A 20,310-nucleotide genomic window follows, 5' to 3' on the forward strand; every position below is an offset into this window, starting at 1 on the left:
GCAATTGAGTTGCAGAGTTGAAAATAACTTTTTCAGTTTTAGGTGTAAGCCCTGGTTGACTGACACATCTTTTCGACTCTAGCCTTCTAAGCAGTGCTGAGACTTTGTTCCAGAGAAATCGCACAATCAACAGTCGTGCATCTGAAATAGAGCGGTTGTTGCTGTGCCGCTTGAGATTTAGACGAAATGCAGGGAGCAGGGTCAAGGGCAGATTTGAGCGCCAGAGTCGTGGGCAGTCCCCAACCTTGCACGAGGGCTTTGCGAATCCAATGCCAGCCAATCTTGAAATAGCTACTGCCCCGAAACCAATGCGGGTCAACCTGACGACGCTCACCTCGCTCCACCGCTGCTGTGCCCGCACTGGTCAAATAGAGAGTGGCAACGGCGAGTACCAAGCACAAGCGTGAGAGCATGGCAGCAGAACGGATGTGGGAGGATTCAAGTTGAAAACCGTTGGACTTATCATCCAAAAAGTTCTCCTCAATATCCAACCTCAAGCCGTATTCAACAAAGGTTTCGGTCGTAGTGGGTTGGTCACTAACGACATACCAACGTTCCCGACTGGGATAGTGATGAGCTAAGGCTAGATGCACCAGCCCATAGCGAGCTTTAGTGATCTTGACTTGATGCAGAAACAGGGCATGACTGGTCGATAGGGGGTAAAACGAGATGGGTGTACCCTGCTGACCGCGATACACCAGAAAGTTGGACTTGACCCGAATCCGGTAGTGCCAGCCCAAACGATGCAGGTGTTTGAATAACTCTACGTCAGCAAAGCCTCGGTCTGCCAAAAACAAGACTTCAACCCCTGCGGGCAATACCTCAACGACGGCATCCAACAGCGGAGCGTAGGTGGCATAAGCAACGGTACTGCTAGAATGCTTCAGCACCTTCCAGACCACTGGAATTCCTCGTCCTCGGTATACGGCCACAATCCGAATGATGCAGTATTGCTCCCACAGCCGCGTGGTGTCGAGTGCCAGAACAATACGCTCTTGCTGCCAAACCGATAGGGCATATCCAATCAACCGGGCATACAACGAATGCTCGTGTACCCGCTCATTCTGAAGCCACCGTGAAAATCGCCGTTGCGTACTCTGAGCATAAACCGCACGACTTCGCACATAATCGCTCCATGCCGTTAAGCTGATTTGTCCGCTGGCAACCAGTCCTGCGACCATCCAGACCAGAGGGTACAAGTGGCGCTGATCTCGCCAGCGACAGTGTTGACCCAGCAACGCTTGCAGCGCATCATAGAGGCGAGGGGTGTTTTCCTTAGCGACTTCTGTTGATGTGGTAATCCTCAGAGTACTTGGATTGGCCCCTCTTCCAAGTTTTTGTGTCAGTCAGCCAGGGTGTAAGCCTTTAAAAGGTTTGCTGCCCAGTTCTATGACTTTTTTGAAAAGCTATAGAGCTGGGCAGCCAGAAAGACTACATTCAAATTACAGACCGTAAGAGATAACCAATTAGCACTACAGCGTTTACTGAGGCTCTTGCTTAGGGGTACTGGACAATTCCAAAAGCCCTGGTGACTCAAGAAAGCCGTAGTAAAATGCGATCGCGGCACTTGCTGCATGGAGCAAAACATCGCTTCCAAAAATTGGAACTGTACCAAAAAGTGTATTTGTGTAAGGAATCAGTCCCAACACAGCAAACAGTCCATAGGAGACTGCAACCAGCCGACTATAAATACGAGAGCTGTCTAAAGAGATCGACGCTACGATTCCTAAAAGTCCTACAACAATGCGAATAAAGGCATGATTACCATTCGTAGGAATAACTCCTGCAATGTAACCATATGCCATTCCATAGGCCTCACTGGTCTTAGAAGCCACATCCGCAGATTCAACCAGCCCTGGAATCAATCCTGCAATTCCAAGCAATAGAAAAAAGCTACCCGCAATTAAACAAAAGTACTGTCCTGGTTTCATAGCAAACTCCTTGATTTTTAGCTCATCAACTCAAGATTTGAGAGAGATACTTAAACTTAATTGTCTGAACTTTTTAATTCCTCTTCTTTAAGGAGGGGATTGACTCTGCTGAATATCCCACTATTGAGCCAGTTAGCGTTCAGGTAGGTCTATTTCTAGGCCGATTTCTTAAACAGCTTAGATACTGCGCCTCTCAAAATGTGCGGTAATAATTTTGGACCTGGCAGGAAGACAATTCCCAATTGCTGCATTAGTCCAAGGGCATCACCTTGACCCCAATGCTCCACAATTTTTCCGTCTTCGAGTCGATCAATATGCATGATTGCCAAACTGATTTGCTTGCCCGTCGGTGGAAGACCCTGAAATTCTCCGAGATGGGTTGCTGTGAAAGTTCCGCAGGTGACTACGCGATCGCCCGCAACCACAACCTCATCAAAAATATGTTGCCCCTGGCTGAAGGCTGAATAAAAGGACATGCCAAACTGCTTAAATCCTTGCCGGTCTAATGGCTTGGGCATCCCTGCTTGATGAGCAACAAAGTTCGGTGCCAAAAGATCCAGGGCTTGCTCCATGTTGCGATCATCGAAGGCTTTGTAGAACTGGAGCGAGATCGCTTTGTTTTGCTCGGTCAACATACAGAATTGCGTTTTGAGCTAGATCTTAACGCGGTAGTGAGAATTGATTGAAGCAGTGGCACTTCTCTAGAGACTGATAAGTTAGAAGAGCTTCTTAAGAACCATGAGGCTCAGCGATCGCGATGCAGCAATCAGACAGTCAAGATTCCTCAATGCAGTCACTTCAGCGGGTGCTGAAAAGCTTGAATGCTTACCGCTGGCTGTCTCTGGGCGCGTTTCTTAGTCTACTGCTGTTGACGGCGGCAAATGCGATAACTCCGCAGCTATTTCGCTGGGGAATTGATCAGGGGATTGAAAAACCAGATCTGAAAATCGTGTTGTACAGCGCGGGTGCAATGGTGGTAACCGCGATCGCCCGTGGCGTGTTCAACTTTGGTCAGAGCTTTTGGGCAGAAGCCGCCTCTCAAGGGGTTGCCTATGATCTGCGAAACAAGATTTTTAGCAAAATCCAAACCCTCAGTTTTAGCTATCACGATCAGGCGCAAACCTCGCAACTGCTGACCCGTGTGACCAGTGACATTGAGCAAATCCGCACATTTCTGGGCACCAGCCTGATTCAGGTGCTGAGTTCTGTGGTGACATTGGTGACGATTGCGGTGATTTTGCTGGTGATGAACTGGCAGCTAGCCCTGATTACGCTGACGGTCGTGCCGATGGCAGGTTGGCTGTTGGCTCGTTTTCTGATGCGCAATGGTAAGTTGTTTCGCCAGGTGCAGGAGCAATTGAGCGATCTGAATGCCATCTTGCAAGAGAACTTGCTGGGGGTGCGGGTGGTGAAGGCGTTTGTGCGTGAGTCTGCCGAAGCGCAGCGCTATACAGCGTTGAATGAGGCGCTGGTGACGGCGAACATGAAAACCATTCGGGCGATTCACAATACGTTTCCAGTGATTTTTTTGCTCAGCAATTTGGTCACGCTGGTGGTGTTTGGTTATGGCGGGGCACAGGTGATTGGCGGCAACTTTTCGATTGGTGAACTGGTGGCGTTTAACTCTTATTTGCTAGTGATTTTGCAGCCAATTTTGCTGATTGGGTTTGCGGCACCGGCGATCGCCCAGGCGGCGGCTTCTGCGGAGCGAGTGTATGAAGTGGTGGATGCCAAGGTGGAAATTCGCGATCGCCCCGGTGCCGTGCCCTTTGAAACCTGTGGCGGCAGAATCACCTTTGAAAACGTGTCGTTTCGCTATCCGGGAGCGACGACTGAAGCGCTTAAGGGTATGTCGTTTGAGACAAAACCCAAGGAACTAATTGCCGTGCTGGGCATGACAGCTTCGGGCAAAAGTACGATTATGAACCTGATTCCGCGCTTTTACGACGTGACCACTGGAGCCGTGCGGATTGACGGGCGGGATGTGCGAGATTTTACTCTGGCAAGTTTGCGATCGCACATTGGCATTGTCTTTCAAGAAACGACGCTGTTTTCGGGCACCCTGCGGGAAAATATTGCCTATGCCAAACCCAACGCCACCCTGGATCAAGTAATTGAAGCGGCAACTACGGCGCAGATTCACGACTTTATTGCCGCCCTGCCCGATGGCTATGAAACGATTGTGGGAGAGCGCGGTGTGGGCTTGTCGGGGGGACAAAAGCAGCGGGTGGCGATCGCCCGGACTCTGCTAACCGACTACAGCATTCTGATTTTGGATGACAGCACCTCGGCGGTGGATGCCCAGACCGCATCCCAAATTCAGGCGGCGCTGGATGACCTGATGCGCCGCCGAGCCTGCGTTACCTTTGTGGTCGCCCAACGCATCAGCACGGTGAAAAATGCTGATCGCATTTTTTTGATGGACAAAGGACGATTGATGGCACAGGGCACCCACGAGGAGTTGATGCAAACCAGTCCACTCTATGGCGCAATTTTGGAATCGCAAGTGGCACGATCGCCGGAGCGATCGCCGTCAAAATAGGTGTGAAGGTTCCCGAAGCGATGGGAATTCTTTTGGTAGAAAAGATGTAGTCCCACCTCTCAAATCGTCCCAATGAATAACGATCGCCTGCGTCAAATCGAGGAAAACTTAAACCTCCTGCGAGAACAGCAAGCCTCTTTGGAACGAGAAGCTTTGCTTACGACAGGATTGCCAAAAACTCAGGCAGAGCAGCGATTGCGGCTAGAAATCAAGCCAAAAATTCGTGACTATGAGCAAGAATACTGGCAGATTTTAGCCGAGAATATCAACCAGCTAGCCATCCTCGAACCAGAAGCAGAAGTGGCAATAGCAGAAATTGTCAAATCGGTTGCCCAGATCGAAGTACAGCAGACTGATGCCTGCTCTGCCGAAGTGCTGCAAATCTTGCGGGAAATTCGGGACAAACTGAACCAGCTAGGAACGACCGCCGCCGCAAAGCTCAAGGGTGTAATTTCGTCGATTCCTCCGTTTATTGGAGTTTCCTATGAGGCAGAGCTAGACACAGAAAACTTTTTCCGCAAACATTTCCCAACTTTTACCCGCGTCATTAAAGGTGCGGCAAAAAAGTAAGTGCTTCTCCTGGTAAGAGTAGAGGCGGTCAGGAGAAGCCCATCCCACACAATCTCGACCAACGCGGTACGGATATTTTCGTTGGACGAGAGCAGGAATTAATCGATTTGCACACGCTGTTGCAGGGAGAAAACGCTGTGGCAATTTCGGCAATCTCTGGCATGGGTGGGATTGGCAAGACCGAATTAGCAGTGCAGTATGCGTGGACACATCTGGTGCAGAAAACCTATCCAGGTGGGGTAGTTTGGTTAAAAGCACGGGAAGACATCGCCACACAAATTGTGCTGTTTGTTAGATCGCTGCCAATGCCGCAGCCACCGGATGATTTTGACCCAGCAGCAAAGGTTGCATTTTATTGGCGCAACTGGCAAGACGCGAAAACGCTGGTGATTCTGGATGATGTCCAGGATTACGGTGCCATCAAACCGCTGTTACCAGTAGACCCGCACTTCAAAATTTTGCTGACCACTCGATCGCGGTTGCAATTGCCCGTGCATGATTTTGAAATCAAGGTGCTGTCGGAGGAGAAGGCGATCGAGTTGTTGAGGGCGATCGTCACCGATGGACGAATTGACCAGCAAATTGATGAAGCAAAGCGAATTTGTCAATGGTTGGGCTACTTGCCGCTTGGCTTAGAGCTAGTCGGGCGATATCTGGCGCGAAAACCGGATACATCACTGGCAACCCTGTGGCAACGCTTGCAGGACAAAAAGCTGAACGCGAAAGCATTGAAAGATGCCGTCCCGGAAATGACCGCCACTTTGGGAGTCACCGCCGCCTTTGAATTGAGTTGGGACGTATTGGACGAGCCAGTGCAACAGTTGGCTGCATTACTGAGTCTGTTTGCCCTGGCAGAAATTCCCTGGATATTAGTAGAGGGGTGTTTGCCAGAAAACGATGCCGAAGCGTTAGAAGATCTGCGGGATGAGTCACTCCTCAACCTGCATCTGCTGGAGCGAACTGGACAAGGGACGTATCAACTGCACCAACTGCTGCGCGAGTTTTTTGCGGCAAAGCGGGAGCAGAGGTCAGAGGCACTCGTGATGAAACAAACCCTTTGTCAAGTCATGGCAGCAGTGGCAGAGCAACTGCCAATAATCACAACCCGTTCCCAAATTGAGCAATTTGCAGTCGTCATTCCTCATCTCAAAGAAGCAACCACCACTCTACAGCCTTGGCTCACTGATGCTGATGTATTTAAACTCTCTACTCGCATTGCCCAATTCTATGCAGGACAGTTAGACTACCTCGAAGCACTGCTTTGGTATCAGCACTGTCGAGAAACGTCTGAAAATCGTTTAGGCAGTGATCATCCTGACGTGGCAATTACTCTGAATAATCTGGCAGGACTTTACCGATTGCAGGGACGCTATAGCGAAGCAGAACCGTTACATCTGCGCTCGCTCGAAATCGATCAACGCTGTTATGGAGATAATCATCCCGCAATTGCCACTGATCTCAATAATCTTGCACTCCTCTACGACTCCCAGGGACGTTACAGCGAAGCGGAATCCCTATGCTTAAGATCTTTAGAAATTGAGAAACGAACTCTGGGAGAAAACCAGCCTCGATTTGCCATGGGACTCAATAGTCTGGCAGGAATCTACCGATCTCAGGGACTCTACAGTGAAGCGGAACCGTTGTATCTGAGATCTCTCACCATCCAAGAATGGCAGTTAGGCGCGGAGCATCCCGACGTTGCCCAAAGTCTCAATAATCTGGCAGCACTCTACGAATCTCAGGGACGCTATGGGGATGCAGAACCCCTATATCAGAGATCTCTCGCCGTCTATGAAAGCAGTTTGGCACAGAGCATTTCCATGTCGCTAGTAGCCTTAACAATCTGGCAAACCTCTACCGAGTGCAGGGACGCTATAGCGAAGCGGAACCATTGTGCCAGAGATCTCTCACCATCTATGAGCAGCGGTTGGGCACGGAGCATCCCCATGTCGCCAGCATCCTCAACAATCTGGCAAGCCTCTACGAATCGCAGGGACGCACCAACGAAGCCGAACCACTGTACTTGAGATCTCTCACCATTCTTGAACAGACTTTTGGCCCAGAGCATCCCCATTCCCAGGTCGCTAGCAGTCTCAATAATCTGGCAGAACTCTACCGAGTGCAGGGACGCTATAGCGAAGCGGAACCCCTACGCTTAAGAGGTCTAGAAATTGAGAAAGAAACTTTGGGAGAGAACCATCCTCAATTTGCTTCTAGCCTCAACAATCTCGCACTCCTCTATGAATCCCAAGGACGCACCAGCGAAGCCGAACCACTATATCTGCAATCACTCCAGATTATGGAGCAGCAGTTAGGGGCAGACCATCCCACTACCGCCACCAGCCTGAATAATTTGGCAGAGTTATACCACTCCCAAGGACGCTATGGGGAAGCAGAACCGTTGTATCTGCAATCTCTAGAGATCTTGACCGCAAAGCTTGATCTGAACCACCCCAACATCCAGCAAGTGCGAAAAAATCTTGCCATTCTTTACGACAGCATGGCAACTCAATTCAAACTGCAAGAGCGCTACGACAAAGCTGTGAAATATTTGGAAAAGGCGATCGCTTTACATCAGTTAGCAAAGTAAAAAGGAGTGACAAGATGAGCGGTCTACTATAGTTGATGACAATCAGGAGCATGAAATTACCGAATGGCGATCAGAGCATCCGCTGACACAAGACCTATAGCCTTTTCCTATTGGATAAGGTACAGTTTTAGAGATGTTTGCAGCTCCAAAAGAGTTGATAGAGATGAAAGCGTATTCCACAGACTTGCGCCAAAAAATCATCACAGCGGCAAACAGATGCCTTAAATCACAATCTCTAATAAACAATACGTAAGAAAATCTATGGAGCTAAGCGGATTCGAACCGCTGACCTTCTCAATGCCATTGAGACGCGCTACCAACTGTGCTATAGCCCCTTGTGCATCAATTATAATGCCTTGAGACGGGAAGAAACGTCAACCTGTTGGATTTAAACTCTTCACTGACATTATCCTATGACTGAAAATTCCCACGATGATGCTGCATCCAATCCCGATAAAGCTGAGATCAACGCCTCAGAACTATTTCTCAATCTTCGGCGCAAGCAGGGAAGCTGGGTGTCATGGGGGCAAGCCTGCCAAGCGTTGCAAAAAGCGGGTTATGACGCTCAAACTATTTTTGAAGAGACTGGATTTGAACCGATTCAACAAAATCAAGTGATTGTGGGCGCTCAGGTACATGCCACGATTATGGCGGTGGGCGTATCTGAGGCGACGAAGGCGCTTTTCGATCGCAAAGGTAGCGACATTTTGTATGAACTGCGGATTTTAACCCAGCCAGAGCGAGCTGCAACTGCGGATTTAGTTCAGGAAAAAGGATTGGATATTGATGAAGCAAAAGATGTAGTCAAAGCCGTCAAAGATTTTTCTCGATTGGGTGCGATTCCTGAAGGCTTTAGCCAACATCCGGGTGATGTGGTGGCGTATCAATCCTGGAAGCAGGCACGCCAAAAATCCGATTTGCAAGAGCGATCGCGCTTGATCGCAAAAGGGTTGCGCTTTGCCCATAGCGAACCAGCCCGCAAGCAAATTGAAAAACTGCTAACCGATTTCGCTGTGGTGCCAAACAAGCCCGAGCCACTGCTGCCGCTTTATCGATTGGAAGAAGATGAATTTTTGCCCCGGATCATTCCGGTTGTGGGCAAGTTTCCCCTGACAAAAACTGATCTGCAAGCCGTTCCTATCCTGGAAGAAGAAGACTCCTTTGGCATGGTGCAGTTTACAGGCACAGGGGCTTGGGTTTCTGTGCCCGGTTGGCAGGTGATTCGGCTGGCAGAAGATCCAGTTGCCGTTTTAGAAATCAGCGATCGCCTTCCCACTCAGCTTCCTGGCAGAGCAGAGGAAGTGTTGATTATCGTCGATCGCGCCCAGCGCACTTGGGATGCCAGTAGCTACTTTTTAATCGAAGAAGCCAATCAACTCCACATTCGCTGGTTTACAGAAACGCCAGAAGCAGCCATTTTAGGACGAATCGTTTTGATTATGCGTCCTAAAAAGGTGCTAGACAACGAGTACACCAAAGATCCTTGGCAAATGGAAGAATAGCCCACTCTGCGGAAAGTGATATACACCCTAGCCTTCTCCCGACGGGAGAGGGCACCGAAAATGTTTCTTGCTTGCCCTCACTTCGTACACTGATAAAGCTGATAGGGCACCCCAAGACGGTAATGGTGGGTTGGATCGATGTCACAGGAATGCTGAGCGCCTGCGCGATCGCCCAGCATAAGCTGTTGATTGTAGTCCCTGCGTCTTAACCCCGGACTGATGACCCACAGATTCAGCGGAAAGGATAAAGGCTGTTTTAACTGAGCAAGATCAGCCCAAACTTGGTTATATCCGTTTGTTTGAGAAAGCAGTGCAAAGTGAGTGCGCGAGGATTTTTTTACTTGATGTTCTTGTTGTTGCAGTTTCAGGGCAAAACTGAGTCCCAAGGCAATGTCTTGAAAACCTTGATAGGCATTCACCACCAAGCGATTTTCTATTGGCTCAACGGATAAGTTCTGTGCAACTAGACCAGGATTGTAGGGTTTTTGAAAGACTAAATCCTGCACTACAAAGAGGCTGCTCAACAGTGCCACAAGTAAGACAATCGCGATCGCGGATGGAGTTTTAGACAATCGAAAAATCAATTTATTTGACTCATTGCGGTTGGGCGATCGCTGGCTTAAACAGGCCCCAATTAATGCACACACTGCTGGAAAGTAGATGAAATTATAGCGCGGCACTTGGGTCAAATCAGTGCCTACCAGATAGGCGATCGCCACAAATTCCAGCACCACCACCAGAATAAATGTGACGAGCATCCAGGTTCCCAAATGAGACTGTGGCGATCGCCATAGTTGCCGCAGCCCACTTTTCACCTGCCAAATGAGCCAAACAATAAAAATTAGCAGGGGTACTCCTCCCAAAACGACAACCCAAATAGGTTGTTGCTCAACGGGAAATGCCGCCACCATCAAAATCCAGCCCATTGGAAGCTGATATAAGGGCGCGATCACATGTTGCCAGCTAGGAGCATGAGACTTCATCCAATCGATTTCTGGACGACCTGTATGACTGAAAAAAGTCGGCAGCCAGGGCAAATAAGCGAGGCAGACGATGAAGATAGATATCAGCGATGGAATATTAGACGTGAAGAGTGTGTAGGAAGTAGAGTTCATCGAGTAGAGCGGTTTATCTTCCTCTGCTTCTGCCTCTCCAACTCTCGGCTGGGCTGTTTTCTGGTTCCGATCGCCTGCTGTAAACGATAGAGCATTCTTTGCTTGTTGCCAGGTAGTTGCATGCTTCGACTGGGCGATTTTGCTAGCGCCTAAAACTAGCGTCACGCTTTGAGCCAAAAAGGCGAGTAAAAAGAAATAGTGAACATAGAACCCAATACTGTTGACGGCAATCCAGCCCAGCCAAATCGGTAGCCTAAAGCGCTGTTTTTGCAGATCAACCAGCATGGCATACAGTCCGGCTAATGCCAGAATGATCAGCAGCATGGGAAAGGTGTAGTGGCGGGCTTCTTGGGATAAATAGACTGCAAAAGGCGACACTGCCATCAGGGCTGCTCCAACGAGTCCAGCTTTGGGAGAGAAGGCGATGCGGTTGAGCAGATAAAGGGCAGCGATCGCCCCTACGCCACACAAAGCAGGCAGCGATCGCAGCTTCCACACCCACGAAACAGGCAGGGGGTTCAGCCAATTCAGCCATTGGTGCATCCCACAAAAAAATAGCGGTGGATGCACCGATTGCACCGACACTGTTTTTGTAATCTGCGCGCAGGTTGCCTGAGCATTTAGGGTGAAAACCTGCTCAAACGCCGATAGTGGAAGCGCTTTTTCCAGCGGCACATCATAGTAGGTGTGCCCCAGACTAAACAGAGCTGTGATCACTTCATCCATCCACAGCGGCTTCAAATCTAGATGCCAAAATCGCAGCACCGCCCCAAGCAGCAAAATGCCAGCCAGTAACCAATAGTGTCGAGAACTTTTCATGGTGCTATTCAACCATACTCAAGTCCGGCTTGGGTGGAGAATGACTCGACAGTCCACATTCAGCACTCACTAACCGGACGAGCAACCAGTCCGGGGTATGGCTCCAAGGCAAATGCTTGATCGGGTTGGCTCAGTAAGTAGCGATCGCAGACCAAGAGCAATTCGGCTTCGGTTTGGGTCAGACGCATATCGCGCAAGAAAGCACCCGCAGCATCGACACTTTGGGCGATGTAGTTGAGGTACATTTTTAAATAGCTAACCCGCGATCGCTCTGGAACTGTCAACGCAGTTGTCGTTTGACGCAGTTGCTCAATGTAGCCATGAACTTCAGCCAGCGTGACGATAGAAACAGGTTCTCCCTTTAGAATTTGGCGAATCTGCTTAAAAATCCAGGGATTGCGGATTGCAGCGCGACCCACCATGATTCCAGCGGCTTTAGTCTGGGTTAGGACAGCAGCGGCAGACTGGGCAGAAGTGACATTCCCATTGGCTAGAACTGGACAGTTTACCCGTTGAACCGCGTGGGCAATTAGGTCGTAATGCACAGCGCCACGATACATTTCTTTGACTGTTCGACCGTGCAAACTCAGCAAATCGATGTGATATCGATTGATTAGATCAAGGATGCGATCGAAGTTATCAGTATTATCAAAGCCAATTCGCATTTTGACGCTCAAGCGTCCATCAACAGCCTCTCGCAACTCGCCAAAAATTCGGTTCACCTTTTCAGGATCGCGCAACAATCCACCCCCCACATTTTTCCGATAAATTCTGGGGGCAGGGCACCCCATATTTAAATCAATGCCTGCAATTGGGTAGTGGCTCAGGGTTTGGGCAATTCGCACCAGGTCGGGAATGCTCTCGCCAATCATTTGAGCAAAGACGGGGCGATCGGTTGTGTTTTCAGTAATCGATCGCAGAATTTTTTTATCTAGGGTGGAGGTCGGATGAACCCGAAAATATTCAGTAAAGAAGTAATCGGGGCTGCCATAGCTGGCAATCACATTCATAAAAAACAAATCGGTCACATCTTGCATGGGAGCAAGAGCGGTTAAGGCAAGCCCTGAACAGATTGGAGTAGGCAGGCGATCGCAAAGTGGCAGGGTTGCAGTCATTTAGATTGCCGCTTTGATTTTTTCCCAAGCGGTGTTTGACGCGCCCCAAAGTATTTATCACTGCGGTAACGCAACCACACTCGCAGCACTTGAGGAATCTGCTCTTTCTGTTCTTGGGTTAGGGTATTGTACAGTTCCAAAGCGCGATCGCGTTCACCCCGACAGGCAGCATTATTGTGAGCATCCCAATAGCTGCGGGCAACGCGGATTCGCCGACATACTTCTTTGATTAATTCTGCTTCTGTTGAGATCTCATGCTTTCTCATAGTTCTTACCTATATCTAGTTTAGGTATAGCAAATGGCAGTCAGTCGGCTGCAACCATCTGCGCCGGATTGCTATCAGCTTCGTGCAGTAACTCTAAAAAATGGAAAGCATCAGTCCGTAATGTCATTGAAATGAGATGTATCCATAGCCGAACCACTCCATTGAATCAAGCAGTGGTTAATCAAACAGTGGACAATTTTATACTACAAGTGTAGTCTATAAGCAGTTCTCGTAATTACTACAGTTGTAGATGTTGAATTTATGATTGTATTTCGCCTAGAATCAGCGTCAAACCAGTGTTCTAGGTGATGCGTGATGACTCTCGCCCTTGCCCAAATCGACCTCAGTGAAGCCGAGGTCGAGTCAAATCTGAAACAGCTTGAGACTTGGGCCAGCGACCTCGATGCCCTCATGATTCGGCTGGCCCCGCGCTTCAAACGCGCAGAGCTGCGAGAGCGCGCGAAAGAGTATGTGCAAGGATTGCTCAGTGCAGCTGAGCGGAAGAATAGCTGGCAAATCGCAGAACAACTGGGCAAGCCCACACCGTATGGGATGCAACATCTCCTCGGTCGAGCCCAGTGGAATGCCGATTTAGTGAGAGACGACGTGCAAGCCTATGTGAATGAAGCGTTGGGCGATCGAGAAGCGGTGTTTGTGCTCGATGAAACAGGCTTTCTCAAAAAAGGCGACCACTCAGCTGGGGTGCAACCGCAGTACAGTGGCACCGGCAATGGGATTGAAAACTGTCAGGTCGGCGTCTTTCTCGGCTATGCCGCCGCCGATGGCTACACGTTGATTGATCGAACACTGTATCTACCGCAACGTTGGCTGGATGAGCCAGAGCGATGTGCTCAAGCTGGCATTCCGCCAGAGGCCGCCTTTGCGACCAAGCCGATGCTGGCACAACGCCTGTTAGAACGGGCGTTTGCGGCGGGACTGCCAGGCCGTTGGGTGACTGGGGATGAAGTCTACGGGCGCGATGCCCGCTTGCGGCAATGGTTAGAAGCACGGCATCAAGCGTATGTCCTGACCACTTGGTCAAAAGAGAACGTTGGGCGCGATGCCCTATCGATGCGCATCGAGGAACTCGCCATGAGTTGGCCCGCTGAAGAATGGCACCGGCTCAGTTGTGGGACGGGCACGAAGGGAGAACGCTACTTTGACTGGACTTGTATGCCGATTAACAGTCCCAAAGGGTGCGATTGGCAGCACTGGGCACTCGTCCGACGGGGCATCGAACACCCAGAAGACTGGGCTTATTATCTGGTGTTTGCGCCGCCTGGAACGTCTTTGCAGACGATGGTGCAGGTTGCCGGTCGGCGCTGGACGATCGAGGTTTGTTTCGAGAGTGCCAAAGGGGAAGTCGGGCTGGATGAGTATGAAGTGCGTTCATGGAATGGCTGGTATCGCCATATGACGTTAGCGCTACTGGCCCACGCTTTCTTAACGGTGACGCGAGCGCAGGCGGCTAAAAAAGGGCTTTCAACGGTGACTGCTGCCCAGTACCGCCCTCCGGTGCAGCCGTCGCAGGCATGGGCCGTGTGCCCTTGAGTGTGGCTGAACTGCGTCACTTGCTATGGCGCTTAGCTTGGCAGCCTCCATTGAGTCCTCGACAGCTGTTGCATTGGTCCTCATGGCGACGACGGCATCAAGCGATTGCCCAGTTCTACCACTTCAAGCGTCGAGCGTTAGCCATGCGGTGGCGAAAACTGCTAATGGTTCATTCCGTAGAGGTGCCTCCAGAATGCACAGTCGCAGACATCGCTGATCGACTGTCTGTAAAAATGGTCTTCGCGTTGCCCTTGCTTTGGCTAGCCACCGCTGCATCGAGCAATAGTAGTGGCAGACAATGAAGCTGATTTCAGCACTGTGCAAGCTCTTGTGGAAGCGAGTGGTTGAGTGCTTGCCGGTCAAGCAACTAGCCAAGAAGATGAGACAGGGGTGTCACCGTTGCCCTATCTTGGTTGAGCGCGCGTTTCCGGTCGGACTAACCGAGGCGACAGTCTCACGAGTTTAGGGCGTTGTAGCGGACTGTGAAGGATTGGGTTAGTTCGATTTTAGCCCTGCTGACTTTTGAGACGTTGAATCTTTATATGAGACGGCCTCGGAGATGAGGATCTACAACTGTAGTATAATACAAGAAACTACAAGCCTCCCATGATACGCCACCACTTCCCCGTCTTACATCATGCCATCCTGTGCCGACACCCGCAGTGTTTAGGCAAGGCAATCTTGTTGTCAAGATTTGAGCTGTATTGTGGCAGCAAATTTATCCGTGGAGGCAGTGATACAGCCATTGTCAAGTGGCTAAATCGATTTCAACAAATTCAGAGCGGGAGGTACAGGACGAGCCTGTTACCGACATAGGGCGAGCATTATCACCTTTCCCAATCCCCGCTTCTGTGACCAGAGGTGGGGATTTTTTTGAGGAGTAAATTTCATGCAAACTCATCAGCCACGAATACTACAAAACCAGGTGGTGGTGTTCTCTAAGAACTACCTACCCTTGGCACGAATCAACATTAAGCGGGCGATCGCGTTGTTGGTTACGGGTCAGGCAGAATCGCTGGAATTTAGCAGTACTCAGCAATGGGAAGTGCGATCGCCCAGCATCGTACTACAAGTTACGGAACATATCCGCCTCACAGATGGCAACCCACAGCGGCATTGGAAAGTGCCTCCTGTAAACCGCCGAGAGGTTTTTCGCCGTGATGACCACACCTGCCAATACTGCGGCAGCACCAAGCATCTGACGCTGGATCACGTCATCCCTCGTTCAAAAAATGGACAACACAGTTGGGATAACGTCGTCACTGCTTGCGAAAAGTGCAACTCGAAAAAGGGCGATCGCCTGCTGCACGAAATTGGCATGGTGCTACAAAGCAAGCCCAAAGCACCCATCCATCCCGCTGTTGCCTTCGCAGACCAGTTCTGGAAAGAGCAACAAAGCAGCATTTAACCCTAAATGCCTCGCGCTAACATCCGTTCCCATCGCTCTCAAAAAAAGTTGTAGTACACCCTTGACGTCATGTAGCACATTGTATTATATTTGTAGTACGAGACGAAACACAAAGGAGTCAATCCAATGGTTACTCGCTCTATTAACCGAGCCAGGCCTTTACCGAAGCTTTCAGAGTTTCCTCAAATTCCCAAGAAAGTTTCCTCTACTCAACTTGTCGATCATCAATCCAGTCAGAAAATCCATCTGAACTCAACTGAACCTTATCAAGCACTTCGCCACCTCAGGCAAACCTATCACCTGGAACGGCGCACATTTCTCTAACTCTGGCTGACATCAAGCCACCCCTGAACCTTGAAAACTGAATTGCCATTTAATTTCTAGGAAGCAAGCACTAGAGAGTGGGAACCAGGCATCTTGCCAATATCCTGTTCTCTAGCTCGTTTCTTCCTAATTTTTTGGGGGTGTAGCTTAGCTGGTCAAAAGCGATCGCCTGTCGAGCGAAAGATCGTGGGTTCAAATCCCATCATCCCCGTGTAGCCCTGTGGAGAAGCGAGTGCAATCCTTGTCACGGCTACTAGATTCGTCCGAGTCGCCAAGTGGAAAGGCGTTGGTCTGCAAAACCAACTAGCGCGGGTTCGATTCCCGCCTCGGACTCTTTTGCAGAGATGGTGTAATGGCAGCATCGGGGTCTCCAAAGCCTTTGGTTCGGGTACCCTGCGGGAAGCAAGCTACAAATCCTGATCTCTGCGTTCTACGGTGTGACCTAATCCAAGAAGCTTACAAACTGGTAAAAACTGATTTTCCGATCAGTCTTATAGGTTCAAGTCCTATGTCCTGTTCGCAGGTTAAAACAGCTTCTTAAACTTACACACTGTAGATACTTCCAAAACTGGGTGCCGTAGGCAAATTGGTAAAGCCATAGGACTTTCAATCTTGTGTTTGCGGGTACTGCTCCGCAGAAGCGAGCTACAACTCCCGTCGGCACTGCCAAATGGGTAGGTATGCAAATGGCTGAAGCAAGCTGACTGTAAATCAGTTGTCCTTGACCGTTAGGGGTTCGAGTCCCTTTCTGCCCACCTTCTATTTTTGGAGAGTAGCCCGATTAGGCGATCGGCGCTGTTTGCTAAACAGATGGAGTTCATTACTTGTGGTTCGAGTCCACTGCTCTCCGCCTTTGAAAACGTGGTGTAACTGGATAAAAACTCATTGAGTAGCCACTCGGTTTTCGCCACTTTTCGCTACTTATGGAGGTTGTCCGGCATGGACGAGGAAAGCGTCTTGAAAACGCCTGCGGGTTAAACCGTCAAGAGTTCGATTCTCTTAGCCTCCGCCTTTTGGGAATGTAGCTGAGATGGTTATAGCGTCAGGTTGTTGGCAATGCCTGCCGAAGGCATAGCCCTGAAGACGCGGGTTCGATTCCTGCCCTTCCCATCCCCGTGATCGGGGTTTGTATTGCCTTGTAGCTCAGCGGTAGTAGCGATCGCCTGTTAAGCGAGAGGTCGTGGGTTCGATCCCCACCGAGGCAGCCATTCATTGCAGGATGGACGATTGGCAAGTCGCCTTGACTCTGAATCAAGGAGAGGTTGGTACCCTTCGGGAAGCAAGCTACAACCCCAACTCCTGCACCCATTTGATGGAAAGTACGCAAACAGGCAAAGCGACTTGACTTTGAATCAAGTGTTTGAAGGTTCGATTCCCTCCTTTCCAGTCGGGAGGCGTGAGATATCTCTGGGTCGAGATCTCTATCCTCCCGTTTCATACTCCTGTAGCCCAACTGGCAGAGGCGGCTGTCTCAAAAACAGTCTATGTGCGAGTTCAACTCTCGCCAGGAGTACCAAGTTTCGGGATGTAATTCAGCGGTCTAGAAGCCTTGGTTTGGGACCAAGGAGTCGTGGGTACCCTTTGGGAACGCTTCGCGAACAAATCCTACCATCCCGACCATTTGCCCTTGTGACGGAACTGGCATACGTACTGGTCTTAGAAACCAGATTTTGTGGGTTCGACTCCCACCAAGGGTACTGAGAGACAGTTCTGAATTTTGAATGATGAGTTTTGAGTGTTTCACTCACAATTCAAAACTTAAAACTCAAAACTTAAAACTCTTTTCGGGTCGTTGGCAGAACGGTTATGCAGCCGCCTTTTAAGCGGAAAGATCAGGGTTCAACCCCCTGGCGACCCACCAATTTGAAACCAAGGGTTGATAAGCAAATTCAACCCTTGGTTAATCAGAAAATATGGGCGTTTGGCAGAACGGTTATGCTCCTGACTCTTAATCAGGCTGATACAGGTTCGACCCCTGTAGCGCCCACCAAACCTTGCCCTTGTGATGGAATTGGCAGACATATTCCGCTTAAACCGGAAGTCTTGCAGGTTCGACTCCTGTCAGGGGCACTGCGGAGATGGAGCAAGAGTGGCTCGGCAGTCTCATAAGCTGCACATCAGGTGGGTGCAACGCCCCCCTCCGTGACCAAATGCAGATGTGGTGTAGTCAATATCAGGATTGGGTATGTCCTGAATCTGAGTGCTCTTCGGGAAGCAATCTACAAATCTCATCGTCTGCTTGTGCTGTGCTGGTGTAGCTCAATCTGGTAGAGCGTCTGACTTGTAATCAGATGGTTGCAGGTTCAATTCCTGTCTCCAGCCCCACTATAAAAAAGAAGGAAAAATGCGATCGTGGTGTAACGGCAGCATCAGAGTTTTCCAAATTCACGGTACGAGTTCGAGTCTCGTCGATCGCTTATGCGGATGTGATGTAGTGGCTAGCATCTGAGTGCGCCACACTCAGCGCATGGGTTCAAATCCCATCATTCGCTCTTGTCGCCCTGTTGCTCAATTTGGTGGAGCATCTGTCTTATACGGAATTGCGGAAGGCAGTACTTTTTGACCAGATTAAATTGCTTGAATCCAATCAAAGCCCACTTTGCCTTGAACTATCACAGGATGCTGCATCAACCATTGGCACCGCTTGACTAAGACATCCTCTAAAGCATCAAGATTGTCAAACACTTGATTAGCGATTGCTTCGCGCAGCAAAGACCAGACACATTCAGTGGGTTGCAGTTGGAGGGTATAGGGCAATAGCGGGTAGAAGAAAATGCCGGGGGGCACCTGAAGTTTTTGGCTCATATGCCACGCGGCCTGATCAACCAATAGAATGATCAACTGCTGACGATGGGGATTGACCTGAGCCGCAAATAGCTCTAACGCCATCTGCATCATGGAGACATTGGCACGGGGCAATAAAAGGAAGTAGCTCGCTCCAGTGGCAGGATGGACAAAACCATAGGTGTAGACCCATTGATAGCGGCGAGAATGATGCGCTGATGGGCGTTCTCCTATGGGTGCCCAAACCCGCCTGACAATGGGTTGCAAGCCTAATCGAGCTTCGTCTTCCGCCCAAATTACAATCTCCCGATTGGGAAACAACGAGCGCAACCACGCCACATGACCTGCTAATCCTGCTTTGAACTCTGCTTGCTGCTCAAGGGTTGCGCTTTGATGATGCACCGGACGCGGCACCTGCAAGCTCAACCCCAAACGTCGTAGATACTTCCAGGCTGTTGAGGGGTGTAAGCAAATGCCAAAGTAGGTTTCGATATACTCCCCAACTTTCGGTCCACTCCAGAGTCCGCCATCATCCGGGGCACTCTGTAAGCGTTGCCGCAATAGCCGTTGCTGTTCATCACTTAAAGCCAACCGATTGCCCCCAGGGTTCAAGCGTTGCCGATTGACTAGTCCGACCGCACCCTCGGCGTTGTAGCGACGGGCAATTTTCCGCACTCCACTACAACTGAGTCCACAAATCTCAGCGGTTTGTTCGATGCTCATCGGAGTCTTTGGATGACTGAGCAATCGAATCACCAACCAACGGTTTTTCTCGCCAGCATCTTGGCACTGAACATACCGCTGAGTTAGATCTGCGTAGTCTAGATGAGGGCTAATTTGAGTGCGGGGTCGAGGCATGGACAGAGTACCTTTTTCATCTTGCTAAATGATACTCCCCTACTCAATTCCGTATTACAACCAGAGGGCTGTAGGTACTGCTTCGCAGAAGCGAGCTACAAATCCTACTGGGGTGACTTACCTCCATAGCTCAATGGAAAGAGCCACACTCTTCTAAAGTGTTCGTTCCAGGTTCGAGTCCTGGTGGAGGTGTTGTAATTTATGGTTCTTCAAGGAGGCTGTTTTCTAGCTTAATGAATGAGTTTAATTGATGTTTTTTCTACTGTGCGATCGCTCGCCGTGCCCCAACCCTAAGAGCCTACATACAAGTACGAGAGGAACAGTAACACTGCCATGCAGTGGGCGTTTGCGAACCAGGAGTGCAAAGAACCCGATAGGTAGGCTTAAAAGTAGCCATCCTTTAAAGAGTGTGTAACAACTCATCGGCGGAGTCCCTGTGGTAGCTGAGAAAACGCATTGCTCTAGAAACTTGCACGCTCGCCGCGATCTCACAACACACAACATAAGAATTAGGAAAACCCTTTTTCTCTTTTCTCTTTTAACTATGGGTCTGTAGCTCTAGGGGCAGAGCGCCCGGATGTCACTCGTGCCCAAACGGAAAAAGCCTACATACTAGCTCAATGGATGAGCACCGCCTGTAAAGCGACTGATGCGGGTTCAAATCCCGCGTGTGTTACCACAGCTTTTTCAACTTGCACGAGGAGTGAGTGTAACTCTCACAGGGAAGGTGTCGGTTCAACTCCGACCAGATCCATTTATGGGTTCGTAGCTCTAACTGGGAGAGCGCCTGTCTTGCACACAGGAGGCTGTGGGTTCAAATCCCACCGGATCCACTGTGGCTGAAACCGAAGCGATCGAGGTGCTGGTCTGTGAAACCAGTGTTAGCGAGTTTGAGTCTCGTCAGTCACTCCAAATCAAGTTTCCACCAGAGGCGG

General features: G+C 49.9%; 16 protein-coding genes, 23 tRNA genes and 1 pseudogene. 32 read left to right on the forward strand and 8 right to left on the reverse strand.

The window, feature by feature from the left end; all coding sequences use genetic code 11:
* Positions 1-86 precede the first annotated feature (86 nt).
* The 3 genes from JOY44_RS01220 to JOY44_RS01230 form a co-directional block, all read right to left on the reverse strand.
* A complete protein-coding gene (locus JOY44_RS01220) occupies positions 87-1,181 on the reverse strand; it encodes a transposase (protein ID WP_203031908.1) in 1,095 nt (364 codons plus the stop codon).
* A gap of 300 nt (positions 1,182-1,481) precedes the next feature.
* Positions 1,482-1,931 (reverse strand): DUF4383 domain-containing protein, encoded by a 450-nt coding sequence (locus tag JOY44_RS01225; protein WP_171571979.1) that lies wholly within the window; start codon positions 1,929-1,931, stop codon positions 1,482-1,484.
* Between the two features lie 155 nt (positions 1,932-2,086).
* Positions 2,087-2,566 (reverse strand): ester cyclase, encoded by a 480-nt coding sequence (locus JOY44_RS01230; RefSeq protein ID WP_171571980.1) that lies wholly within the window; start codon positions 2,564-2,566, stop codon positions 2,087-2,089.
* Positions 2,567-2,688: 122 nt separating this feature from the next.
* On the opposite strand from JOY44_RS01230, the gene JOY44_RS01235 reads away from it, so the two are divergent.
* From JOY44_RS01235 to JOY44_RS31235, 4 genes and pseudogenes are all read left to right on the forward strand, one after another.
* Positions 2,689-4,473: an ABC transporter ATP-binding protein gene (locus JOY44_RS01235; RefSeq protein WP_203031909.1), complete on the forward strand. Its 1,785-nt coding sequence runs from the start codon at positions 2,689-2,691 to the stop codon at positions 4,471-4,473.
* A gap of 72 nt (positions 4,474-4,545) precedes the next feature.
* Positions 4,546-5,043, forward strand: coding sequence for a hypothetical protein (locus JOY44_RS01240; RefSeq protein WP_171571982.1), 498 nt, complete (start codon positions 4,546-4,548; stop codon positions 5,041-5,043).
* A 119-nt stretch (positions 5,044-5,162) separates the two neighbouring features.
* Positions 5,163-6,794: pseudogene (locus JOY44_RS31230) on the forward strand (tetratricopeptide repeat protein); the annotation flags it as partial.
* Positions 6,795-6,904: 110 nt separating this feature from the next.
* Complete coding sequence (locus tag JOY44_RS31235; protein ID WP_242541701.1) at positions 6,905-7,633, forward strand: tetratricopeptide repeat-containing protein; 729 nt, start codon at positions 6,905-6,907, stop codon at positions 7,631-7,633.
* A 262-nt stretch (positions 7,634-7,895) separates the two neighbouring features.
* Here JOY44_RS31235 and JOY44_RS01255 read toward each other — a convergent pair.
* Positions 7,896-7,968: transfer RNA gene (locus tag JOY44_RS01255), tRNA-Ala, on the reverse strand.
* A 78-nt stretch (positions 7,969-8,046) separates the two neighbouring features.
* On the opposite strand from JOY44_RS01255, the gene JOY44_RS01260 reads away from it, so the two are divergent.
* Positions 8,047-9,135: a RuBisCO accumulation factor 1 gene (locus JOY44_RS01260; protein WP_171571983.1), complete on the forward strand. Its 1,089-nt coding sequence runs from the start codon at positions 8,047-8,049 to the stop codon at positions 9,133-9,135.
* 77 nt (positions 9,136-9,212) lie between these two features.
* On the opposite strand, the gene JOY44_RS01265 is transcribed toward JOY44_RS01260, so the two are convergent.
* Genes JOY44_RS01265 through JOY44_RS01275 form a run of 3 tightly spaced genes read right to left on the reverse strand, consistent with a single transcriptional unit; the run spans position 9,213 to position 12,450 of the window.
* A complete protein-coding gene (locus JOY44_RS01265; RefSeq protein WP_171571984.1) occupies positions 9,213-11,069 on the reverse strand; it encodes a glycosyltransferase family 39 protein in 1,857 nt (618 codons plus the stop codon).
* 59 nt (positions 11,070-11,128) lie between these two features.
* On the reverse strand, positions 11,129-12,184 hold the full coding sequence (locus JOY44_RS01270; protein WP_171571985.1) for a tRNA dihydrouridine synthase: 1,056 nt from the start codon (positions 12,182-12,184) through the stop codon (positions 11,129-11,131).
* On the reverse strand, positions 12,181-12,450 hold the full coding sequence (locus JOY44_RS01275) for a Precorrin-3B methylase (protein ID WP_171571986.1): 270 nt from the start codon (positions 12,448-12,450) through the stop codon (positions 12,181-12,183). The genes JOY44_RS01270 and JOY44_RS01275 overlap by 4 nt, the downstream gene beginning before the upstream one ends.
* A gap of 411 nt (positions 12,451-12,861) precedes the next feature.
* Between JOY44_RS01275 and JOY44_RS01280 the strand changes: the two genes are divergently transcribed.
* The 24 genes from JOY44_RS01280 to JOY44_RS01395 all read left to right on the forward strand — a co-directional run bounded on the left by JOY44_RS01280 (position 12,862) and on the right by JOY44_RS01395 (position 18,225).
* Positions 12,862-14,001, forward strand: a complete 1,140-nt coding sequence (locus JOY44_RS01280; RefSeq protein WP_242541748.1) for an IS701 family transposase — start codon at positions 12,862-12,864, stop codon at positions 13,999-14,001.
* Positions 13,983-14,303, forward strand: coding sequence for a hypothetical protein (locus tag JOY44_RS01285; protein WP_171571987.1), 321 nt, complete (start codon positions 13,983-13,985; stop codon positions 14,301-14,303). Before JOY44_RS01280 ends, JOY44_RS01285 begins: the two co-directional genes overlap by 19 nt.
* Positions 14,304-14,890: 587 nt before the next feature.
* On the forward strand, positions 14,891-15,409 hold the full coding sequence (locus JOY44_RS01290; RefSeq protein WP_171571988.1) for an HNH endonuclease: 519 nt from the start codon (positions 14,891-14,893) through the stop codon (positions 15,407-15,409).
* 126 nt (positions 15,410-15,535) lie between these two features.
* The gene (locus tag JOY44_RS01295) at positions 15,536-15,733 is read left to right on the forward strand and encodes a hypothetical protein (RefSeq protein WP_171571989.1); all 198 of its coding nucleotides are present in this window, start codon (positions 15,536-15,538) and stop codon (positions 15,731-15,733) included.
* Between the two features lie 136 nt (positions 15,734-15,869).
* Positions 15,870-15,944: transfer RNA gene (locus tag JOY44_RS01300), tRNA-Asp, on the forward strand.
* 50 nt (positions 15,945-15,994) lie between these two features.
* Positions 15,995-16,066, forward strand: a tRNA-Cys gene (locus JOY44_RS01305).
* 5 nt (positions 16,067-16,071) lie between these two features.
* Positions 16,072-16,161 (forward strand) — tRNA-Trp (locus tag JOY44_RS01310).
* Positions 16,162-16,304: 143 nt separating this feature from the next.
* Positions 16,305-16,402, forward strand: a tRNA-Glu gene (locus JOY44_RS01315).
* 3 nt (positions 16,403-16,405) lie between these two features.
* A tRNA-Tyr gene (locus tag JOY44_RS01320) sits at positions 16,406-16,488 on the forward strand.
* A gap of 12 nt (positions 16,489-16,500) precedes the next feature.
* Positions 16,501-16,583: transfer RNA gene (locus JOY44_RS01325), tRNA-Ser, on the forward strand.
* Positions 16,584-16,658: 75 nt separating this feature from the next.
* Positions 16,659-16,742, forward strand: a tRNA-Ser gene (locus JOY44_RS01330).
* Between the two features lie 6 nt (positions 16,743-16,748).
* Positions 16,749-16,843 (forward strand) — tRNA-OTHER (locus tag JOY44_RS01335).
* Between the two features lie 22 nt (positions 16,844-16,865).
* Positions 16,866-16,941: transfer RNA gene (locus JOY44_RS01340), tRNA-Asn, on the forward strand.
* Positions 16,914-17,078 carry a hypothetical protein gene (locus tag JOY44_RS01345; protein ID WP_171571990.1) on the forward strand — a complete coding sequence of 55 codons (165 nt, stop codon included), beginning with the start codon at positions 16,914-16,916 and terminating at the stop codon, positions 17,076-17,078. The genes JOY44_RS01340 and JOY44_RS01345 overlap by 28 nt, the downstream gene beginning before the upstream one ends.
* A tRNA-Gln gene (locus tag JOY44_RS01350) sits at positions 17,047-17,120 on the forward strand. Before JOY44_RS01345 ends, JOY44_RS01350 begins: the two co-directional genes overlap by 32 nt.
* Positions 17,121-17,171: 51 nt before the next feature.
* A tRNA-Leu gene (locus tag JOY44_RS01355) sits at positions 17,172-17,249 on the forward strand.
* A 5-nt stretch (positions 17,250-17,254) separates the two neighbouring features.
* Positions 17,255-17,353, forward strand: a tRNA-Pro gene (locus tag JOY44_RS01360).
* Between the two features lie 3 nt (positions 17,354-17,356).
* Positions 17,357-17,430: transfer RNA gene (locus JOY44_RS01365), tRNA-Leu, on the forward strand.
* An 89-nt stretch (positions 17,431-17,519) separates the two neighbouring features.
* Positions 17,520-17,594 (forward strand) — tRNA-Lys (locus JOY44_RS01370).
* A 54-nt stretch (positions 17,595-17,648) separates the two neighbouring features.
* Positions 17,649-17,723: transfer RNA gene (locus JOY44_RS01375), tRNA-Lys, on the forward strand.
* Between the two features lie 6 nt (positions 17,724-17,729).
* Positions 17,730-17,803: transfer RNA gene (locus JOY44_RS01380), tRNA-Leu, on the forward strand.
* A gap of 178 nt (positions 17,804-17,981) precedes the next feature.
* Positions 17,982-18,058, forward strand: a tRNA-Thr gene (locus tag JOY44_RS01385).
* Between the two features lie 21 nt (positions 18,059-18,079).
* Positions 18,080-18,150, forward strand: a tRNA-Gly gene (locus tag JOY44_RS01390).
* 3 nt (positions 18,151-18,153) lie between these two features.
* Positions 18,154-18,225 (forward strand) — tRNA-Gly (locus JOY44_RS01395).
* A 76-nt stretch (positions 18,226-18,301) separates the two neighbouring features.
* On the opposite strand, the gene JOY44_RS01400 is transcribed toward JOY44_RS01395, so the two are convergent.
* Positions 18,302-19,375, reverse strand: a complete 1,074-nt coding sequence (locus JOY44_RS01400; protein WP_171571797.1) for an IS630 family transposase — start codon at positions 19,373-19,375, stop codon at positions 18,302-18,304.
* 119 nt (positions 19,376-19,494) lie between these two features.
* Here JOY44_RS01400 and JOY44_RS01405 point away from each other — a divergent pair.
* From JOY44_RS01405 to JOY44_RS01415, 3 genes are all read left to right on the forward strand, one after another.
* Positions 19,495-19,567: transfer RNA gene (locus JOY44_RS01405), tRNA-Arg, on the forward strand.
* Positions 19,568-20,134: 567 nt separating this feature from the next.
* Positions 20,135-20,208: transfer RNA gene (locus tag JOY44_RS01410), tRNA-Ala, on the forward strand.
* Positions 20,209-20,210: 2 nt separating this feature from the next.
* Positions 20,211-20,287, forward strand: a tRNA-His gene (locus tag JOY44_RS01415).
* Positions 20,288-20,310: the final 23 nt, after the last annotated feature.

The sequence above is a fragment of the Leptolyngbya sp. Cla-17 genome (genome assembly GCF_016807185.1).
In the GTDB taxonomy this organism is placed as follows: Bacteria; Cyanobacteriota; Cyanobacteriia; order Leptolyngbyales; family Leptolyngbyaceae; genus ULC077BIN1.